Below are 19,599 nucleotides of genomic sequence, written 5' to 3'. Positions count from 1 at the left end.
ATTTTCTAAAAAATCCAAAAATCCAATACGTCTATATTAAGAGTCTGGGCATAAACTTAATTTCATACTCTTCGAAATTCTCTTCAAACCACGTCAGCGTCGCCTTATCGTATATATGTTACTGACTTCGTCAGTTCTATTTACAACCTCAAAACAGTGTTTTGAGCTGACTTCATCAGTTCCATCTACAACCTCAAAACAGTGTTTTGAGCTGACTTCATCAGTTCTATCTACAACCTCAAAGCAGTGCTTTGAGCAACCTGCGGCTAGCTTCCTAGTTTGCTCTTTGATTTTCATTGAGTATTAGGAGAAACCGAAGTAAATTCTCCCACAATAAAACGCATAATATCAAGTTTTTTATACCTGATACAATGCGTTTTTTTGATTATAAAGACTTTTTGCCTAACTGTACTGATCCCAAAAAGTTAGACAATTAATTTAAGCAAAGGATTTAGTTCTGTATTGTACAGGACTAAGTCCTTTTAGTTTTACCTTAATTCGTTTGTTGTTGTAGTAATCAATATAGTCTACAATAGCTTGTTCCAAGTGCTCAAGTGACTGAAACGTATTCTCATAACCATAAAACATTTCAGTCTTAAGAATGCCAAAGAAAGATTCCATCATACCGTTATCTGGGCTATTCCCCTTACGTGACATAGATGGTTGGATTCCCTTATTCTTTAAAAAATGATGATAAAAATCGTGTTGGTATTGCCATCCTTGGTCACTATGGAGAATCGTATTCTCATAGTACTTCTCTGTGAAGGCCTGGTTTAACATAGCTTCCACTTGTTCTAAGTTTGGTGAAGTTGAAAGATTATAGGCGATAATTTCGCTATTAAAGCCATCTAAAACTGGTGATAAGTAGAGTTTTTGACTGCTTGCTGGAATGGCAAATTCTGTCACATCTGTGTAGCACTTTTCCATTGGTTTGGCGGCTTCAAATTGGCGTTGAATAAGGTTATCTGCTTTCTTACCAACGTCTCCTTTATGAGAAGAATATTTTCGTTTCTGTCGCATTTTAGCTTGTAAATTGAGTACTTTCATCAAGCGTTGAACTCTTTTATGATTTACCAGATAACCACGATTTCTTAGTTCTAAATGAATCCGACGATAACCATAATTTCCCTTATGTTCGATAAAAATGGATTGAATTTCAGCTTTAAGCTCTTGGTCCTTATCTGGTTTGTCTAGCTGTTTCAAGTGATAGTAGTAGGTCGAACGAGCTAGTTTAATGGCTTTTAGAAGAATATCTAACGAAAACTCAGTCATTAATTCTTGAACAATTTCTGTCTTTCTTCTTTCTCTTTTTCCTCCTTCAATCGGAGTTCTCTCAACTTTTTTAGGATGGCATTCTCCGCTCTCAGGTACTCATTTTCTGCTTGAAGACGTTCTAATTCTGTCCTCTCTTCAGGTCTCGTTTTTAGCTTACGTCCCATTTTAGTTGGTCTCCCTCTTGTTTTCTCAACAATAGTATACCCGTTTTTCTTGTATTGTGCTAGCCAATTAAGAAGTATCGTACGACTTGGGAGGCCGTATTCAAGAGAAACTCTATCTTTAGTCCAGCCTTCATGTAAGACTTTATGAATCATTTCTTGCTTTAAATCAGGAGAATAGTAACGATTTTTTCCTTTTTTGACGAACTCTATTCCGTAACGATCAATCAATTTAATCATGTACCTAATATTAGAATTGTTGATCCCAAATTTATTTGAAAGCTTCTCTATGCTATATCCTTGTTTTCTAAGTTCATAGATCTGAACTTTATCATCATAAGTTAATTTCATAATAAAAATACCCCAAAAGTTAGATTTTTATGTCTAACTTTTGGGGTGCAGTTCAAACTTCTTCTAGGCGTTTAGAACCTTGTCTAAAAATTCTTTAAGACGAGGATGTTGTGGGTTATCAAAGATTTGGTCAGGTGTACCGTCCTCAAGGAATTCACCATCTGCAGTAAAGATAACACGATTGGCAACCTTGCGGGCAAATCCCATTTCGTGGGTTACGATGATCATGGTCATGCCTTGTTCAGCCAATTCCTTCATAACGTTAAGAACGTCACCGACCATCTCAGGGTCAAGGGCAGAAGTTGGTTCGTCAAAGAGCATGATATCAGGGTTCATGGCTAGACCGCGAGCGATAGCCACACGCTGTTTTTGACCACCTGATAGGCTTTCAGGATTTGCATTAGCCTTATCAGCCAATCCAACTTTTTCAAGGAGTTCCATTCCCAATTTTTCAGCTTCGGCCTTAGTCATTAACTTATGCTCTACTGGTGCGAAAGTGATATTTTCCAATACCGTCATGTGAGGGAAAAGATTGAAGTGCTGGAACACCATTCCGATATTTTCACGAACGTGGTCCACGTTGGTTGCTTTATCCGTCAAATCATAGCCATTAACTGTGATGTGACCTTTTGTACCTTCCTCAAGGAGATTCAAGCTACGCAAGAAAGTTGATTTACCTGAACCAGAAGGTCCAATGATACAAACAACATCTCCTTCATAGAATTTTGCTGAGATTCCTTTAAGGACTTTGTTTTTACCATATTGCTTATGTAAATTATCGACATCGATTTTTAATTTAGACATTATTGAATCCTCTTTTCTAAGCGTTTTGCAAGTCTAGTAAGAAGAGTGATAATCACAAGATAGAAGACTGCGAGAATTGCATACATTTTGAAACTTTGGTAGTTACGAGCAATGATAATCTTACCAGTCTGGAAGAGTTCGACCAAACCGATTGCAGATACGATAGTTGTATCTTTCAAAGCGATGACAAATTGGTTGACGAAGTTTGGAAGCATGAGTTTGGTTGCTTGTGGCAAGACAATCTTACGCATGGTTTTACTGTAAGAGATACCAAGGCTTCGACTAGCTTCCATTTGTCCGATAGGAACAGCCTTAATACCACCGCGAACAATTTCAGCGATGTAGGCAGCTGAGTTTAGCGAGAGGGCGATTGTACCAGCGACAAAGTCATTGATTGGACTCTGTTGGCCTGTAAGAGATTCAATAAAGTTAGGAACTCCCCAGAAGATAAAGGCAGCAAGAATCATCAATGGAATACCACGAATCACATCGACAAAGATTTCTGAAATAAGACGAAGTGATTTATAAGGACTAACGCTAAACATACCAAAGATAATCCCGATAACAATCGCAATTGCAAAGGAAATCAAAGCTAGAGAAAGGGTAATTCCAAGTCCACTTAGGAGTTGTTTGTAGTTGTTTTTCAACAAGCCCAAGATAGTAGTTTCGTCAACAGTTGATGATTCACTTGTTGAATCAGTTGCAAGGTATTTATCAAGAATCTTTTGGAATTCACCACTTGCTTTAAGATTTGCAAGACCATTGTTGAACATTTCAATCAATTCAGGATTGCTTCCCTTTTTAACTGCAAAAGCAGTTTCACCGATTGGAGTACCTTCGATTGGTGTTTTTAATTTTTGTCCTTGGCTAATAGAGTATTTAAGAACTGGTTCGTCATCCATCACGGCGTCAATTGAACCTGTGTTCAAGCTGTCATACATAGATGAACCGTCTGCAAAGGTTTTAATTTTATAACCATATTTGCTTTGATTTTCAGTTAGGAAGGTTTGAGAAGCAGTACCGTTTTTTACACCAACGGTTTTACCATTCAAATCTTCATAAGATGAAATAGTACTTGATTCCTTAACTCCAAGAATAGTATTAGCTGTATAGTAAGAATCAGAGAAATCAAAGGTTTCTTTACGAGCGTCTGTAACAGACATACCAGCAATCATACCATCGGCTTGACCAGATTGGACCGCGTTAATAGCAGCGTCAAAACCTGGGTTAGTGATTTCAATTTCAAAACCTTGGTCTTCGGCAATAGCCTTGATCAAGTCCATATCAATACCAGTGTACTGGTTGCTTGAGTTTTGGAAAACGAATGGTGCAAATGAAGAATCACTTGCGATAACGTATTTTGATTTGACTGGAGTAGCTTTTTGCCCTGCGCTTGTAGTAGAAGTGAGAGAAGTTATTTGTGAACTAGTTTTAGAAGAATTTGTCCATTTATTGATAATTTTGTCCAAGCTACCATCTTTTTTCATCTGAGCTAAAGCTTCGTTAAATTCTGTAACCAGGTATTCGTACTTGCTACCCTTTTTAACTCCAAAAGCAAAGCTTCCAACGGCTTCTCCGTCCATGTTGATACTGAGATCTTGCCCTTGGTTAATAGCGTACTCGATGACTGGTTTGTCATCCATGATGGCATTTACAGCACCTGTACTGAGACTGTTATTCATCAAATCACCAGTATCAAAGGTTTTGATAGTGAAACCATATTTATCTTTGATGCTTTCTAGGAAACGTTGTGCGGCAGTACCGTTTTTAACACCAACAGTTTTACCACTGAGTTCTTCATACTTAGTGATTTTGTTAGACTTAGTCGTTGCGATGACAACTTTTGTATCATAGTATGTATCAGACATGGTAAAGACGTTTTCACGTTCTTTGGTTTTTGTCATACCAGCCATGATTGCATCTGCTTGCCCTGCTTGGACCGCATTGACAGCAGCATCAAAGCCTGGATAAGACATTTGGATATTCCATCCTTTTATCTCAGCGACTTTATTGATAATGTCGACATCAATTCCTTTATAAGTCTGGTCTGTATCTTTAAACTCAAAGGGTGCATAAGCTGTATCACTAACAATCTTGATAGTGTCCGCATTAGCATAGCCTAAAGAGAATAAGGGAAATAAAAATAATAAAAATGTAAGGATTTTTTTCTTCATGTTTAGTCTCCTTTTCAGAATATTTACCCATTATAGCAGAAAATAAAAAAGTTGGCAAATATTTAGTGTTTTTTATGTGAGAAGATATGACATAAGATGCTAAATGGCAAGAAGTTGAGAATCAGTAAGTCGATCCTTTTTATGGTAAAATAGAAGGATAGAAAAGATGTATGAGGCAATTATGATCAATAGAATTACAGACAACAAATTTAAACTCGTATCTAAATACCAACCGTCTGGGGATCAACCGCAGGCTATTGAGCAGTTGGTAGATAACATTGAGGGTGGAGAAAAGGCCCAAATCCTGATGGGGGCGACTGGTACAGGAAAGACCTATACTATGAGCCAGGTGATTTCCAAAATTAATAAACCAACCCTAGTCATCGCCCACAATAAAACTCTTGCAGGCCAGCTTTATGGGGAGTTCAAGGAATTTTTCCCAGAGAATGCCGTCGAGTACTTCGTGTCCTATTACGATTACTACCAGCCAGAAGCCTATGTTCCCTCTAGTGATACTTATATCGAAAAAGATAGTTCAGTTAACGATGAGATTGATAAACTCCGTCACTCCGCTACATCAGCGCTCTTGGAGCGTAACGATGTCATCGTTGTAGCATCCGTATCTTGTATTTATGGTTTGGGTTCCCCTAAAGAATATGCTGATAGTGTAGTAAGTCTGCGCCCAGGACTTGAAATTTCTCGTGATAAACTGCTTAATGAATTAGTCGATATTCAATTTGAACGCAATGATATTGATTTCCAGCGTGGAAGATTTCGTGTACGTGGGGATGTGGTGGAAATTTTCCCAGCATCTCGTGATGAGCATGCCTTCCGTGTTGAGTTCTTCGGAGATGAGATTGATCGTATTCGTGAAGTCGAAGCTCTTACGGGGCAAGTTCTGGGCGAAGTGGATCATTTGGCTATTTTCCCAGCTACTCACTTTGTGACCAATGATGACCACATGGAAGTAGCTATTGCTAAGATTCAGGCGGAGTTGGAGGAGCAGTTAGCTATCTTTGAAAAAGAAGGCAAGCTCCTCGAAGCGCAACGCTTGAAACAACGGACAGAGTACGATATCGAGATGTTACGTGAGATGGGGTATACCAATGGTGTCGAAAACTACTCACGTCACATGGATGGACGAAGCGAAGGAGAACCACCTTATACGCTTCTTGATTTCTTCCCTGATGATTTTCTAATTATGATTGATGAAAGTCACATGACCATGGGGCAAATCAAAGGAATGTATAATGGTGACCGTTCACGTAAGGAAATGTTGGTTAACTATGGTTTCCGTTTACCGTCTGCCTTGGACAACCGTCCCCTCCGTCGTGAAGAGTTTGAAAGTCATGTCCACCAGATTGTCTACGTTTCAGCAACGCCTGGTGATTACGAGATGGAACAAACGGACACTGTTATTGAGCAAATCATCCGTCCAACTGGTCTTTTGGACCCAGAAGTGGAAGTGCGCCCAACCATGGGACAGATTGATGACTTGCTTGGTGAAATTAATGCTCGTGTTGAAAAGAATGAACGCACCTTTATTACTACCTTGACTAAGAAAATGGCAGAAGACTTGACTGATTACTTCAAGGAAATGGGTATCAAGGTCAAGTATATGCACTCGGATATCAAGACTTTAGAGCGGACAGAGATTATTCGTGACCTGCGTTTGGGTGTTTTTGATGTCTTGGTAGGAATTAACCTCCTTCGTGAAGGGATTGACGTTCCAGAGGTGAGTCTAGTTGCTATTCTCGATGCTGACAAGGAAGGTTTCCTCCGTAATGAACGTGGTCTTATCCAAACAATCGGTCGTGCAGCCCGTAATAGTGAAGGTCATGTGATTATGTATGCTGACACTATGACCCAGTCTATGCAAAAAGCCATCGATGAAACAGCTCGTCGTCGTAAAATTCAGATGGCTTATAATGAAGAGCATGGCATCGTCCCACAAACTATTAAGAAGGAAATCCGTGACCTTATCTCTGTCACAAAAACTGTGGCTAAAGAAGAGGATAAGGAAGTTGATATCAATAGCCTCAACAAACAGGAGCGCAAAGAACTAGTCAAGAAACTGGAAAAACAAATGCAAGAAGCCGTCGAAGTGCTTGACTTTGAATTGGCTGCTCAGATTCGTGATATGATGTTGGAAGTAAAGGCGTTGGGGTAGAAAAGAAATATTCATAAAACAGGAGATTATAAATGATTAATAAAGTTAATAAATTAGCGTCGTATGCTATGTACCGTCAATTATACAATGATGGAAAAAAAGATACTTACTTCATAATATCAAAGTTTATTGAACATATAATAGTGACTAATAAATTAAATAGTTTTGATGTTGAAAAAATATCATTGTTATTAAATGAAAATTTTGGATTCTGTATCCCTAGTTATGTCATTCAATCGGCGATAAAAAGAATAGAATTTGTATCCAAAAAAGACGGGCAATTTTTAGTTAGTAGAAAGGATATCTCTTTAGATAGCGAAATTACTCAAGAATTAGAAAAATCTGATTTAAAAAGTCGTGCGTTGATGTCAAGGCTTATAAAATATGTTAAGGATAAAAACCGAGAAATAAATGAGGAAAAGCTGACAAGAGAATTCACATCATTTTTGTTAGATGATTCGTTTAATGGGGACTATTCAAGCATTATTAGTGAGTTCATTATTGAGAACAATATCGATAGTGATTTTCTTAAAAATATTAATCAAATAAAAGAAGGTGCGGTTTTATTTTCAGGAATTAATTATACTAGTGATATTAGTAAATTAACATGGAAAAATAATATAAATTTATATGTTGAAACAGAAATACTATTTCATTTAGCTGGATACAATGGTATTTTCTTCCAGAAATTAGCTAATGATATGTTTCAATTAATTAATGAAATGAATCAAAAAAGCAACAAACGAATTATTTCAATACGGTATTATAAAGAAGTTAGCGAAGATATAGACCATTTCTTCGGAACTGCAGAAGAAATAGTCAAAGGTAATAAAATTGTTGATATTGGAAATGTTGCAATGGATGAGATTGTAAGAGATTGTTCAACTCCAGCTGATGTGATAAATAAACGTGCAAAATTTACTAATATATTGAAGCGACATTCTATTTCAGAAGCCGATTCATTAAATTATTATTCTCCAGAGTATCATAATTTTAATATTGAGAGTCAAGAAATTGTCGAGAAGTATGGTTTAGCTACTGAGAATAAGGAAAAATACTTAAAACACTTAAACTACACAAATATTTTAAGAAAGAAGGATGATATTAATTCTGAAAATTTATCTTTGAAAGAATCAAAGCATCTAGTCATCACTGAAGTTGGAAAAATTTTACAAATGGCTAATGATTTTAATAAAGAGAATGAAGATTTTAATGCTCCTCTCGCAATTAGTATGTCATCATTAACTAATCGCTTATGGTTTGACTTAAATAAAGGATTTGGTTCTGAGAACTTGCCTTCGACATTTAATATATTAGAGAAGTCTAGATTGGTATTATCTAATATTTTAACTCAAACAGTCGCTAAACAATATGATAAAGTAAAAGAAAGTTATAAAAATGGAGAGTTGTCAGAAGACGACTTGAATGAAAATATTATTGAACTGCGTAAAAAAATGATGAAACCCGAGGATATAGATCGGGAGCAATTAAATAACATTGACGATATTATTAAGCCAAATGGATTAGAAATATATAAATCAGGAAAGGAGAGATTAGAAAAGAAAGTAAAAAAATTGGAACATGATAATAAGGTTAGAGAATTAGATAGACAAAAGGTAGTTGAAGAGAAAAAGCGTGCTGAGAAAGAAGTGGAGAACAGTAAGAAAGAAATTACTAGAATTTCTAATGAGAGAATAGAGCAAATCCAGAGAAGCATTAATGATATAGAGACTAGAAAAGATAATGCTGATAAAAGGGTCAAAGGATGGATTAAGTTCATAAGAGGATTAATAACAATAGGTTTGTTTTTAATAGTTTTATTAGTTTTGTATATAGGTAAAAATTGTAATTTTGATATTTTAACATATATATTAAGTACGATAATTCCAATAATATTTCTTACTATATCAGTATATACTGGAGAAAAAATCAAATATCTCAATTGGTTTAATATAAAGATTTATAAGATTGAAGAAAAGATTAGAAATTTCTTTTATTCGGAGTACTACATTAATTTAGAAGAGTTAGAAAAATTAAAAAGAGATTTAATGGAAATCGAAAGTTAAAAACAAATTTTAAAATGAAGATTAACATTATGATTTAACTAATTTAGTTATTATAAAACAAAAAATTAAAACCGATGAAGATACATTTTGAAAATTGGAAATAAAATTTTATGAATCATTCAAGCTTTAAAAATATATTGAAAAGGAGTCAATCATGATGAAACATCTAACTGTATTTAGGTTTATTTATCTTTTGTGCCTGGTATTCGCCCTGATTCATTTTATCTTAGGATTGTTTGGCTTAGCTTTTACCCCAGTCTTGTGGAATTTCTGGTTCTTTGGTCTTTGTTTAACCCTATTTATCCATCCGTGGACTATCTTTTATAAATCTAGAATCTTTCAATGGCATCATCTGATTTTTCAAGCTCTCAGTGGATTCGTTGCTCTCATAATCTGGTTTATGATATTTTTATTTTTTTCCACGGTTCCAGATTCATCTATGCCTATCAATTTAGACTACTATGTGATTAGGGAAAAAAATGAAATAAGAATCATCAGAGGATTCTTACTCCATGAAATTCATGAATATCATGACTTAGTTAATCCTTTGATTATGAAGTCTAAAGTTAAGTATGTAGAAAAAAATTAAACATTAGAAAGTGAGTCCTATGTCTCGAGCACAATTAACCATTCTAACTAATATTTGTCTAATAGAAGACCTTGAAAATCAGCGCGTGGTTATGCAGTATCGATCGCCTGAAACAAACCGCTGGTCTGGCTATGCTTTTCCAGGAGGTCATGTGGAAGATGGTGAGGCCTTTGCAGAATCTGTTATTCGTGAAATATACGAGGAAACAGGTCTGACGATTCAAAATCCTCAACTTGTCGGCATTAAAAATTGGCCACTAGATACAGGTGGCCGCTATATTGTCGTTTGTTATAAGGCGACTGAGTTCTTTGGTACCCTTCGTTCTTCAGATGAAGGAGAAGTTTCTTGGGTGCAAAAAGACCAGATTCCAAACTTGGATCTGGCCTATGATATGTTACCTTTAATGGAGATGATGGAAAATCCGGATAAGTCTGAATTTTTCTACCCTCGCCGTACAGAAGACGATTGGGAAAAGAAAATCTTCTAATCCTTTACCAAATAACCTAACTTGTCCAAGGCCTTTTCGATATAGAGGAGGTCTTGTTCGTTTTCAGCTTCGACTAGGTGATAATGGACGCCATCTGTTAATTCAGAAAGTGGTCTAAAGTCAGACCGTTCGACTTGCTCTAAAAAATGCTGAACGTCACGGCGACAAGAGAGTTTGAGCAAGGTTTCAATTTCTCCGTAGACAGGATGATCAATCAAGGTATTCTGGACACGTCCGCCATTATCGACGATAGCTAGAAGTTCTTGCCCGATTTCTTCCATCTCGTGCTTTACTTTAAACAGTTTGTGAACATACGGATTGGTCTTGCTTTCTTTATAAATATAGCCACGATTGGTTGATAAGATCGGAGCACCATCAGCACGCAGGACTGCAATGTCCTGAACGATAATCTGGCGAGTGACATGAAAATGTTCTGCTAAGCTTTTTCCGTTTAGAGGTTTTTGAGCTTTTTCTAAGAGTTGTAGAAGGGCTTCTTTTCGATTTTTTGTCATATTCTTCTTTCTTAACGCTTAACGGCGTTTTTTCAATGCTTTATAAACAGCCAAGGCTAAGTAATAGTCTACCATACTATGAATAATAGTACCAAATCCAACTAATACAAACAAGACATAGAACATATTTTTTAAGTCAGTTCCAGTACTAGCATAAAAAATCACACAAGCCAAAACTTCAGCAATAGCATGAACCAAACCAAGTACAAAGTTAAAAATCAAAGAAGATTTCTTATTGTCCAAGGTTTGAGGATGTTTTTGAAGATAGAAAGCACCCAGACTTCCAAAAAAGATATGGGAAAAGGCACGAAGTACGATAACAATCGGATACCCAGCCATGAGAAATCCTAAACTAGAAGCTATAATAACAAAGATAGCCATCCATGGCGAGAGAAACATAGCGATAAAAATAGCAACGTGACTTCCTAAAGTGTAGGAAGCGGGAGGAATGACAATTTTAAAGGGCATCACCAAAGGAATCAAAATAGCGATAGCTGTTAGCAATGCGGTCAAGGTCATGAATTGTGTTTTCTTTTGTGTATTCATAATAACTCCTTTTTCTGTATATACAGTTGTATAGTACAATAAAAAATCAAACAAGTCAAGAAGCAAAATTGATTTTTGAGGAGATTATCTTGAAATAAGGTTAAAAAATAAATAAATTTTTTAAAAAATAAGAAAAAAACTCTTGCACTAAACAAAGTAGTATGGTATACTTATATACGGTTTGAAAAAACTGCCTAAGACAGTAGGGGAGCTCGACTCATAAATATCCTACCGAGGACAAAACGTATCATGTAAAAAGAAGCGTATTGTACTTTCGTGTCTAGGTTTGGGCGCGTTTTTCTTTTGGAAAAATTCCCCAAGCAAAATAATTACGGAGGTGAACACACTAATGAGTGAAGCAATTATTGCTAAAAAAGCGGAACTAGTTGACGTAGTAGCTGAAAAAATGAAAGCTGCTGCATCAATCGTCGTTGTAGACGCTCGTGGTTTGACAGTTGAACAAGATACAGTTCTTCGTCGTGAGCTTCGTGGAAGCGAAGTTGAGTATAAAGTTATTAAAAACTCAATCTTACGTCGTGCAGCTGAAAAAGCTGGCCTTGCAGAACTTGCATCTGTATTTGTTGGACCATCTGCTGTAGCATTTTCTAACGAAGATGTTATCGCTCCAGCGAAAATCTTGAACGACTTTGCTAAAAACGCTGACGCACTTGAAATCAAAGGTGGTGCAATCGAAGGCGCTGTCGCATCAAAAGAAGAAATCGTTGCTCTTGCAACTCTTCCAAACCGCGAAGGACTTCTTTCTATGCTCCTTTCTGTACTTCAAGCGCCAGTGCGCAACGTTGCTCTTGCAGTCAAAGCGGTTGCAGACAACAAAGAAGACGCAGCTTAATCTTAAGCTACGCAGCGTAGCCTAGCTACAAAAATATAAACATAAAATATAAACTTATTTGGAGGAAATAACAATGGCATTGAACATTGAAAACATTATTGCTGAAATTAAAGAAGCTTCAATCCTTGAATTGAACGACCTTGTAAAAGCTATCGAAGAAGAATTTGGTGTAACTGCAGCTGCTCCTGTAGCTGTAGCTGCTGCTGGTGGTGCTGAAGAAGCTGCTAAAGATTCATTTGACGTTGAATTGACAGCTGCAGGCGACAAGAAAGTCGGCGTTATCAAAGTTGTACGTGAAATCACAGGTCTTGGTCTTAAAGAAGCTAAAGAACTTGTTGATGGTGCACCAGGTGTCATCAAAGAAGGCGTTGCAGCTGCAGAAGCTGAAGAAATCAAAGCTAAATTGGAAGAAGCTGGAGCTTCAGTTACTCTTAAATAATAGAGTTTCCATGAAAAACGACCGAAGCTTAGGCTTCGGTTTTTTTATTGGTTGGGATATATAGTGAAATGAAATAGAATATGAACAAATTTACCAGAGCAGTTGAGTCAATTTCTAGCATTTTTTAAAATTCACAGTGTACCGTTTTGTATAGTGGATTGAATTTAGAATAGTACGCTATGGATTCTAAGAAATCAATTTGACTATCCTAATCTCTTTGTTCACATCTTATTTCAATCCACGATATAAAGGTAATAGATTTGAGTAGTTTGTCTTGTCTGATTCAAGTTAAGAACTAGCTAACATAAATAGAGGTTATAAATGTGAGTAATAAAGGAATGGGATTAGGTGCTTCAATAGTATCTAATAATATTTTAAAAAATAAGGCCAATATAAAATGGATATTACGTGAGAACAGTGTTAATGAGTTAGATAACGGATGGCGTTTTTTATCCGAAATAGATACAGAAGAATATCTATCACATGCTGAAAATATGTCGATATGTGACTGGAGTACAATTGTTGAAATAGAACCAGCAGTATTATCAATTTTTAACATGCCTATTGGAACAGAACTCATACTTATTTACGAAGGTGAGAAGAAGTATTTCATAGATTCAAGTAGTGGTCAAAAATTATCTTACTAGGGTATTGAAGCTGACTTCATCTACTTACGATTTCATAGAATCATGAGTGCTATGAAGCGAAAATAAATTCTATATAGATTTGGTCTAACCATATCTGAGAAATATTCCTACTAAAGGATAAGTTTGAGAGAAAGCTGAACTTGACAATTGAAGCACAAGCTATTATGATAGTCAGAGAACGGTTTTAAATATTAAAACATCAGATAATTAGCAGGAATGATGATTGGAATATAAAAATTAGAGTTGTGATGATAGTTAATCTTAAAGAAAAACAAGTATAATTTTTCCAATCCCAATTGCAAATCTACAAAGCCACTAGCCAGTGTTTTTTTGACATAAAAGGAACAACACAATTTTAAAATAGAGTTTCAATGGTCCTTCTTATAGCTCTTAGTTTCCAATGATTATGTTCTTTAGCATTGAAGTAAAGGTATCCCAAAATGGTAACTTTTCTGCTTAAACTAATCTCCGAGTTCATAACTAAAACTCATTTAAAATTAAAAAGAGCAGAAATGTTTACTTTGACAACAAATATATTCTAGTTCTTTGTTAGAAATTCTTTCTTTACTTTCCTAAAATACTGTAAGATTCATTGATTAGTTGGTAATTTCTAAGTTAATAACTGGATTAGGATATTTATTAAGTAGCCTGTCACCAAAAAATGTACTTTGATTTCAATGGAGTGTTAATAGAAAATCCAATTGGTAACTCAAATAAATTGAATAAGATCAACAGCATTAGTCAAAAAATAAATTTCATGATGAGGCTATTATGTGGGCTCAAAATAATAAATAGGAGGAGACTATGATTTTTAATAATTTGATAAAAGAAAGAAGAGATAAAAAAATTAATAGTCTTCCAAAAGAAGTACAAAGAAAATTAAAAAAGTTTGAAGAGCTTGATTCGAGTGATTATCAACTCCAAGTAATAAAACCTAGTAATGATTTGCCTAAAGAAGGGGATCTGTTTGTTTTATCCCCCAAAAAAGGATATTATTTTTTGGGGAAAGTTATGGAATCAAACATTGAATCAAGCAATAGCCTGATGAGTGTAAGCCATGTTGTCGTAATATTTTCAACATGTTTTAATACTATGGATATAGAAACATTTAAACCTAACTATCATGAATTGTTGACGGATCCTTTTATTGTCAGTAATCAATATTGGGAAAAAGGTTACTTTTACGTAATTAAACATTCTCCTCTCAGTGAAGAAGAGAAAAAACTGGAGATAGGATTCTATAAGATTCATCCTTTAGGAGATTCATTTTATACTTCAAGTGGAGAGCGTTTAGAACATGAACCTCAGATTTTAGGAATGTACGGACTTTGTACAATTACAGGAGTAGCTGCTGAGATTAACCGTTCATTAATTATGAATCCATCTATCATTCCTAATTTTGTATTAAAGAATGATAATCTGTCTACAAAAAAATTGATAGTTTCATAAAAAATGATGAAGGTATAATTACGATAGATATTGGAGATAAACTGGTTAGAGAAATTTCAAATTATATTGAAGTACATTTTGGAATTTACATGAATGGTTATAATTGGAAAAAATTTTTAGATTCTTACTTCCGTAAAAGTAATATGAAGAAATTTGAAGATTTAGAAATGAATACGGATGCTGAAACCATTGAGTTACACTTTTTAGATGGGAATTTCGTCATGAATAAAGATCTATATGACCAGATTGTTTATTTATTTATGAATCCACAAGTAATCTATTCTTTTATAAGTAAATATAATGACGAAACTATGTGGGAATGACACTGTCTCGTTAAACTCTTTAGCTTCTACTTTTTGTGAGCTGTTTTTTACACATTACGTAAATACAGATGGAATTTTAATTATACTGAAGAACCAATAGTTGTTTTTTATAAAACCGAATTAGGGACTTGACGTGAAGAACAATGTATCAACTAATTTTTAAATATCTCACATCATATTGTTTATTACATGGAGTAATGATGAAATAGTGGAGTGGACAAATGATTTGAGAAATATTATATATTTTAAAAAAGGATTACTGACTGAATAAGTAGTACAAAAGACGGTGAAGAGTATCTTAGAATTATTAAAAGTGGAAATTAGAATGTTGTTACCTTTTCAGAGAATACTAAAAGTAGTTAACATTTCATTCTAAAATGGAGTGATACAGTAGGTGAAACAATAAGTGATGCGACTCAAAAGGAATTCATTATAAAAGAGAATAGGGTAAGAAATGGCGGAGTAGTTCGTTCAGACTTACCTGTAGAAATTTTATATAAACCTCAAAAAGCTGGTAAACACAACGAGTGGCAAGTAGATCATGTTATTCCTAAAACCAAATGTGGTTCTAATAGCTATGCTAATGCACAGTTTTTTCCTAGATTTGAGAATAGAATGAAATCTGATGATGATTCAGGAGGTGATTGAGATGTCTTATGATGTAAATGTAAAGACTTTATATGAAGGATGTTATTTAGCAAGTATTTCTTGCGCAGTTATGTCCGCCAAATTTCCAGAACTATCTTTTGAGCACTCTTGGGACGGGACTAGTTATTCCGTTCAGGATGGTTTTGGCAGTCGAGGAACTGTTACGTTTCAAAATGATGTTTGTGTATGTGCTATTCGGTCTGATAATAGTGAACGTTTAAGATATTTCCTTCCTTATACATACTATTTTGAAAATTGTCCAGTTCAAAATTTTCGATTGGCTGAGGAAGAGACCTTGCAATATCTATTGGATGAAAGGAATGGAGAGATTCTGCCAGTTATTACAGCTAGTTTCTGGAATAACGGGAATGAGTTAGAATCTAATGATAGTTGGAAGGATATATTCTCTAACGGTGGAGATATTTTGATTCCTCAACTCTCTTCTTTTGAAATTGGTTTAGAGCATTGGAAAAATTACTATGATATGAATACCGCGGAGTTGAATTTAGTTGTAAAGTTATTCAAAGAAAAATTGTCTAATCCGCAACAAGATATCAGACTGGCTGATGATGTAGAAATCTTATCTAAATATGGATTAGAGGGCTTAAAGGAAGCTAAGGGATTATTAGAAAGCATGTGCATTTATGTGGATTAGTAAATAATGTGTTAATTAACATTAATAAATCTCTTGAAGAATTTCTTCAGGAGATTTTACTTATGGTGCACTATAAAGTTTACTACTAGCTGACTATGTTGATATAAATATCTCTTTTGAGAAGAACTCAGAAAAGCTAGACTACATCTACGATACAGAGAACCGCTTGCTTGCGATCAAGGACAAGAAGGGTCTTCTCATGGCTGCACTTTACGACGGAGATGATAATCGTGTCTTCACTGCTAGTCGCAAGGAAGGCAAGAACACCTATCAGCTCTTCCAAGGCAAAGCCAAGGATGCTCAATCTGGGGATCAGGTATCGCATGCAGGTAGAGACAAGTCAGGTCGTAAGTCGCCATACACAGCCCCAAGTGGGGAAGAAAACTCCCTCTTCTGGTATGGCTTTAGTCAGAATGTCCTCCAAGCCCTATCCACCCTACCACAGACAGTAGGAAGCATCTGGCACAGCATCTTTGACGATGTGTCGACAGCCTATCACCAGAAAGTGGCTAAGGATCGAGCAAGTAAGGAAGGAATAGCCGTCAATCCACCAGAACTTGGGAACCTACCTGGACAGGGAGAAGTAACCTATGCCAGTCAGGTTCAGGATGTCCGCATCCCTTATACCACACGAGAGGATACCTACAACTACTACGAGGAACGCAACTATGTCAATGATATCAATCGTGAACATACAGAAGTCCTTGAAACCTATGACCATGATGGCAAGGCACGAGAGAACTATAGTTATGGCAAAGATCGAGCTAGCTACCTCAACAACCAAACAGGTGACAGCTACAACTACTTGGAAAACAGTCGGGATCTGTGACAGGTTTGACCAAGGATGGAAAAGCCGTCGCATCAATCAGCTATAATCTCTCTGGGGCAAGAAAGACAAGCACAGACCCAACAGCTCAGCCGTTTGCCTATAACGGCGAGGATTGTGATGATACTGGACTTGACTATTTACGAGCAAGATATTATGATAGTCAGGGAGGTACTTTCTTAACTGAGGATAGTTACTCATATGAGGACACAGATCCCTTCTCAGCCAGAACCGTTACAGTTATGTGCAGAACAACCCCGTCAACTACACTGTTCCGAGTGGGCACTTCTGGAACAGTATCAAAAAAGCTGGAACTATGTTAAAAAGACAGCCTCTAATGCATGGAATGGTGAAAAATATCTTAATGGAGGAAATTAATAATGAATACAAATCTAATAGCTTTAAGAAGAAAAAAACGTTTTGAGAGTTTAAATTTAGAAATTCAGAAGGAGTTAGAGAACTTTTATGATACAAAGGCAGCTACTCATCAACTAAAAGTGATTAAAAAAAGTAGGTCAATTCCAAAAGTGGGAGATGTATTTCTTGTGTCTCCTAGGGAGGGAATCTACTTTTATGGTAAAGTGCTGGTTGCTAATATAGTTAGAAAAGTTCCGGATTCTTTTGTGGAAGGAAAACATGTTGTATTTATCTTTAAAGGAATTACTCATGAAAAAAATATTGATAAATACAAGCCAGATTATTCTAACTTGTTAATTTCACCTGCTATTGTAGGTGATGCATATTGGAAAAAAGGATATTTCCATACTATCGCTAATATTCCCTTAACAGAGGAAGAGAAAAATCTGGATTTTGGCTTTTATAAACTTCATTGTAAAGGTAACTTTTTTTGTAAAGAGACTGGAGAATTATTGGATAAAGAGCCTAAATTATTAGGGATGCATGGAATAACGACTATCAGTGGAATAGGATGGGACATTGAAAGAGAATTAATTATTAATCCTTCCTTATTAGAAGAAACTGAGTAGTTTGAACTTTGCGATAATCATTAAAAACTCTCGAAGAAATTTTTCATCGAGAGTTTTATACTATCACCATCGGCTATAACTTCTCTGGGACAAGAAAGACAAGCACAGACCTAACAGCTCAGCCATTTGCCTATAACGGCAAGGATCGTGATGATATTGGACTTGACTATTTACGAGCAAGCTATTATGATAGTCAGGGAGGTACTTTCTTAACTGAGGATGGTTACCCAGGTGAGAACACAGAACCTCTCAGCCAGAACCGTTACAGCTATGTGCAGAACACCCCCGTCAACTACACAGACCCGAGTGTGCACTTCTGGAACAGTATCAAAAAAGGTTGGAACTATGTTAAAAAGGCGGTCTCTAATGAATGGAATGGTGAAAATATCTTAATGGAGGAAATTAATAATGAATACAAATCTAATAGCTTTAAGAAGAAAAGAACGTTTTGAGAGTTTAAATGTAGAAATTCAGAAGGAGTTAGAGAACTTTTATGATACAAAGGCAGCTACTCATCAACTAAAAGTGATTAAAAAAAGTAGGTCAATTCCAAAAGTGGGAGATGTATTTCTTGTGTCTCCTAGGGAGGGAATCTACTTTTATGGTAAAGTGCTGGTTTCTAATATAGTTAGAAAAGTTCGGGATACTTTTGTGGAAGGGAAACATGTTGTATTTATCTTTAAAGGGAATACTCATGAAAAAAATATTGATAAATACAAGCCAGATTATTCTAACTTGTTAATTCCACCTGCTATTGTAGATGATGCATATTGGAAAAAAGGATATTTCCATACTATCGCTAATATTCCCTTAACAGAGGAAGAGAAAAAGCTGGATTTTGGATTCTATAGTATTCATTTTAAAGGTAACTTTTTCTGTAAAGAGACTGGGGAATTATTGGATAAAGAGCCTAAAATATTAGGGATACATGGAATAACAACCATCAGTGGAATCGGAATGGCAATTGAAAGAGAATTAATTATTAATCCTTCCTTATTAGAAGAAACTGAGTAGCTTGAACTTTGCGATAATCATTAAAAACTACAGACACGACAGGGAATCCATTCGCCTAATGAATCTTCTCTTGATATAACAAATCGTATTGTAAATTATGGTGAAAATTAGGAGGAAGCTAATGAAATATTATAGAACTTATTGGGAGCAGTCATCTCTTGAATATGCAACATGGATATTTTCAGAAGTTGATAATCAGGGGTATGAGATTAGAAAACTAGAAATTTTTTTAGATGGAAAAATTAGTTATTATGATGCTAATACTCCCTTTGAGTTGGGTGAATTTCCTACCGATGAAGATTTAGAATCTATCAACGATAGTGAGGAAATTACCGTAATAGAAATTTCAAAAAATGATTTTGAAAAAACATTACAACTTTTTAATGATAAAAATCAGACGGGGGGCCAATAATGGAATACTATCGAACTTATTGGTAACATGATGATGATTATCCTGTTTGGATTTATTCTGAAATTGATAATCATAGATACGATACTAGAAGAATTGAAATATTTCGGAATGGAAGTGCCAAATATTTTGATAATAGAACTCCATAGAACGCTTTGATATATATGTGTGATTATGAGAGTGAGACTGTCGGGTAATGGTCAGTAGTGGAGTAGTAA

Annotated in this window: 20 protein-coding genes, 1 pseudogene and 1 other annotated feature; of the genes and pseudogenes, 16 read left to right on the top strand and 5 right to left on the bottom strand. The window is 35.5% G+C overall.

What is annotated here, in order from left to right:
* Window positions 1-438: 438 nt before the first annotated feature.
* From RRU92_RS07990 to RRU92_RS07980, 3 genes are all read right to left on the bottom strand, one after another.
* Window positions 439-1,787, bottom strand: a protein-coding gene (locus RRU92_RS07990; protein ID WP_315639272.1) for an IS3 family transposase whose coding sequence is annotated in 2 segments (ribosomal slippage) — window positions 439-1,337 and window positions 1,337-1,787 — 1,350 coding nt in all. Because the reading frame shifts where the segments join, the coding sequence is not laid out codon by codon here.
* A 63-nt stretch (window positions 1,788-1,850) separates the two neighbouring features.
* Complete coding sequence (locus RRU92_RS07985; protein WP_315639271.1) at window positions 1,851-2,591, bottom strand: amino acid ABC transporter ATP-binding protein; 741 nt, start codon at window positions 2,589-2,591, stop codon at window positions 1,851-1,853.
* Entirely contained in the window at window positions 2,591-4,765 is a 2,175-nt protein-coding gene (locus RRU92_RS07980) for an ABC transporter substrate-binding protein/permease (protein ID WP_315639270.1), read from the bottom strand. The genes RRU92_RS07985 and RRU92_RS07980 overlap by 1 nt, the downstream gene beginning before the upstream one ends.
* Window positions 4,766-4,946: 181 nt before the next feature.
* Here RRU92_RS07980 and uvrB point away from each other — a divergent pair, with 181 nt between their 5' ends.
* The 4 genes from uvrB (at window position 4,947) to RRU92_RS07960 (ending at window position 10,077) form a co-directional block, all read left to right on the top strand.
* Window positions 4,947-6,935 (top strand): excinuclease ABC subunit UvrB, encoded by a 1,989-nt coding sequence (uvrB, locus tag RRU92_RS07975; protein ID WP_315639269.1) that lies wholly within the window; start codon window positions 4,947-4,949, stop codon window positions 6,933-6,935.
* 32 nt (window positions 6,936-6,967) lie between these two features.
* The gene (locus RRU92_RS07970; protein ID WP_315639268.1) at window positions 6,968-9,001 is read left to right on the top strand and encodes a hypothetical protein; all 2,034 of its coding nucleotides are present in this window, start codon (window positions 6,968-6,970) and stop codon (window positions 8,999-9,001) included.
* 154 nt (window positions 9,002-9,155) lie between these two features.
* On the top strand, window positions 9,156-9,590 hold the full coding sequence (locus RRU92_RS07965) for a hypothetical protein (protein WP_315639267.1): 435 nt from the start codon (window positions 9,156-9,158) through the stop codon (window positions 9,588-9,590).
* 19 nt (window positions 9,591-9,609) lie between these two features.
* Window positions 9,610-10,077, top strand: coding sequence for an 8-oxo-dGTP diphosphatase (locus RRU92_RS07960; protein WP_315639266.1), 468 nt, complete (start codon window positions 9,610-9,612; stop codon window positions 10,075-10,077).
* On the opposite strand, the gene RRU92_RS07955 is transcribed toward RRU92_RS07960, so the two are convergent.
* Window positions 10,074-10,589 (bottom strand): transcription repressor NadR, encoded by a 516-nt coding sequence (locus RRU92_RS07955; protein WP_315639265.1) that lies wholly within the window; start codon window positions 10,587-10,589, stop codon window positions 10,074-10,076. The genes RRU92_RS07960 and RRU92_RS07955 overlap by 4 nt on opposite strands.
* An 18-nt stretch (window positions 10,590-10,607) precedes the next feature.
* Complete coding sequence (locus RRU92_RS07950; protein ID WP_049530477.1) at window positions 10,608-11,135, bottom strand: ECF transporter S component; 528 nt, start codon at window positions 11,133-11,135, stop codon at window positions 10,608-10,610.
* 175 nt (window positions 11,136-11,310) lie between these two features.
* Window positions 11,311-11,446, top strand: a sequence feature (ribosomal protein L10 leader region).
* A 38-nt stretch (window positions 11,447-11,484) separates the two neighbouring features.
* Here RRU92_RS07950 and rplJ point away from each other — a divergent pair.
* The 12 genes and pseudogenes from rplJ to RRU92_RS10345 all read left to right on the top strand — a co-directional run.
* The gene (gene rplJ / locus RRU92_RS07945) at window positions 11,485-11,985 is read left to right on the top strand and encodes a 50S ribosomal protein L10 (protein ID WP_001287269.1); all 501 of its coding nucleotides are present in this window, start codon (window positions 11,485-11,487) and stop codon (window positions 11,983-11,985) included.
* A 73-nt stretch (window positions 11,986-12,058) separates the two neighbouring features.
* Window positions 12,059-12,424, top strand: coding sequence for a 50S ribosomal protein L7/L12 (rplL, locus tag RRU92_RS07940; RefSeq protein ID WP_001196968.1), 366 nt, complete (start codon window positions 12,059-12,061; stop codon window positions 12,422-12,424).
* A gap of 323 nt (window positions 12,425-12,747) precedes the next feature.
* Entirely contained in the window at window positions 12,748-13,071 is a 324-nt protein-coding gene (locus RRU92_RS07935; RefSeq protein WP_315639264.1) for a DUF2185 domain-containing protein, read from the top strand.
* A gap of 804 nt (window positions 13,072-13,875) precedes the next feature.
* Window positions 13,876-14,520, top strand: a complete 645-nt coding sequence (locus tag RRU92_RS07930) for an Imm26 family immunity protein (RefSeq protein WP_315639263.1) — start codon at window positions 13,876-13,878, stop codon at window positions 14,518-14,520.
* Window positions 14,521-15,492: 972 nt separating this feature from the next.
* Window positions 15,493-16,146: a hypothetical protein gene (locus tag RRU92_RS07925; protein WP_315639262.1), complete on the top strand. Its 654-nt coding sequence runs from the start codon at window positions 15,493-15,495 to the stop codon at window positions 16,144-16,146.
* A gap of 166 nt (window positions 16,147-16,312) precedes the next feature.
* Entirely contained in the window at window positions 16,313-16,975 is a 663-nt protein-coding gene (locus RRU92_RS07920) for a hypothetical protein (protein ID WP_315639261.1), read from the top strand.
* A gap of 5 nt (window positions 16,976-16,980) precedes the next feature.
* Complete coding sequence (locus tag RRU92_RS07915; protein WP_315639260.1) at window positions 16,981-17,295, top strand: RHS repeat-associated core domain-containing protein; 315 nt, start codon at window positions 16,981-16,983, stop codon at window positions 17,293-17,295.
* Window positions 17,296-17,352: 57 nt separating this feature from the next.
* A complete protein-coding gene (locus RRU92_RS07910; protein WP_315639259.1) occupies window positions 17,353-17,958 on the top strand; it encodes an immunity 26/phosphotriesterase HocA family protein in 606 nt (201 codons plus the stop codon).
* 38 nt (window positions 17,959-17,996) lie between these two features.
* Window positions 17,997-18,410, top strand: a complete 414-nt coding sequence (locus tag RRU92_RS10350) for an RHS repeat-associated core domain-containing protein (RefSeq protein WP_410530775.1) — start codon at window positions 17,997-17,999, stop codon at window positions 18,408-18,410.
* Entirely contained in the window at window positions 18,367-18,972 is a 606-nt protein-coding gene (locus RRU92_RS07905; RefSeq protein WP_315639258.1) for an immunity 26/phosphotriesterase HocA family protein, read from the top strand. The genes RRU92_RS10350 and RRU92_RS07905 overlap by 44 nt, the downstream gene beginning before the upstream one ends.
* A 121-nt stretch (window positions 18,973-19,093) precedes the next feature.
* Window positions 19,094-19,384 carry a DUF6881 domain-containing protein gene (locus RRU92_RS07900; protein WP_060956102.1) on the top strand — a complete coding sequence of 97 codons (291 nt, stop codon included), beginning with the start codon at window positions 19,094-19,096 and terminating at the stop codon, window positions 19,382-19,384.
* A gap of 41 nt (window positions 19,385-19,425) precedes the next feature.
* Window positions 19,426-19,530 (top strand): annotated as a pseudogene (locus RRU92_RS10345) (DUF6881 domain-containing protein); the annotation flags it as partial.
* Between the last annotated feature and the right edge of the window lie 69 nt (window positions 19,531-19,599).

Origin of the sequence: Streptococcus sp. DTU_2020_1001019_1_SI_AUS_MUR_006 (assembly GCF_032340315.1) — a bacterium.
Lineage (GTDB): Bacteria > Bacillota > Bacilli > Lactobacillales > Streptococcaceae > Streptococcus.
The sequence above is the reverse complement of the archived record's forward strand: the minus strand, read 5'-3'. Positions and strand labels throughout refer to the sequence as shown.

What these genes read in the sequence shown, in the direction of transcription:
- RRU92_RS07930 (WP_315639263.1), top strand. Translation starts at nt 13,876, where the DNA reads ATGATTTTTAATAATTTGATAAAAGAAAGAAGAGATAAAAAAATTAAT.
- RRU92_RS07925 (WP_315639262.1), top strand. Translation starts at nt 15,493, where the DNA reads ATGTCTTATGATGTAAATGTAAAGACTTTATATGAAGGATGTTATTTA.
- RRU92_RS07985 (WP_315639271.1), bottom strand. Translation starts at nt 2,591, where the DNA reads ATGTCTAAATTAAAAATCGATGTCGATAATTTACATAAGCAATATGGT.
- RRU92_RS07955 (WP_315639265.1), bottom strand. Translation starts at nt 10,589, where the DNA reads ATGACAAAAAATCGAAAAGAAGCCCTTCTACAACTCTTAGAAAAAGCT.
- RRU92_RS07900 (WP_060956102.1), top strand. Translation starts at nt 19,094, where the DNA reads ATGAAATATTATAGAACTTATTGGGAGCAGTCATCTCTTGAATATGCA.
- RRU92_RS07980 (WP_315639270.1), bottom strand. Translation starts at nt 4,765, where the DNA reads ATGAAGAAAAAAATCCTTACATTTTTATTATTTTTATTTCCCTTATTC.
- RRU92_RS07965 (WP_315639267.1), top strand. Translation starts at nt 9,156, where the DNA reads ATGATGAAACATCTAACTGTATTTAGGTTTATTTATCTTTTGTGCCTG.
- RRU92_RS07960 (WP_315639266.1), top strand. Translation starts at nt 9,610, where the DNA reads ATGTCTCGAGCACAATTAACCATTCTAACTAATATTTGTCTAATAGAA.
- rplJ (WP_001287269.1), top strand. Translation starts at nt 11,485, where the DNA reads ATGAGTGAAGCAATTATTGCTAAAAAAGCGGAACTAGTTGACGTAGTA.
- RRU92_RS07950 (WP_049530477.1), bottom strand. Translation starts at nt 11,135, where the DNA reads ATGAATACACAAAAGAAAACACAATTCATGACCTTGACCGCATTGCTA.
- RRU92_RS07910 (WP_315639259.1), top strand. Translation starts at nt 17,353, where the DNA reads ATGAATACAAATCTAATAGCTTTAAGAAGAAAAAAACGTTTTGAGAGT.
- RRU92_RS07905 (WP_315639258.1), top strand. Translation starts at nt 18,367, where the DNA reads ATGAATACAAATCTAATAGCTTTAAGAAGAAAAGAACGTTTTGAGAGT.
- RRU92_RS07970 (WP_315639268.1), top strand. Translation starts at nt 6,968, where the DNA reads ATGATTAATAAAGTTAATAAATTAGCGTCGTATGCTATGTACCGTCAA.
- uvrB (WP_315639269.1), top strand. Translation starts at nt 4,947, where the DNA reads ATGATCAATAGAATTACAGACAACAAATTTAAACTCGTATCTAAATAC.
- rplL (WP_001196968.1), top strand. Translation starts at nt 12,059, where the DNA reads ATGGCATTGAACATTGAAAACATTATTGCTGAAATTAAAGAAGCTTCA.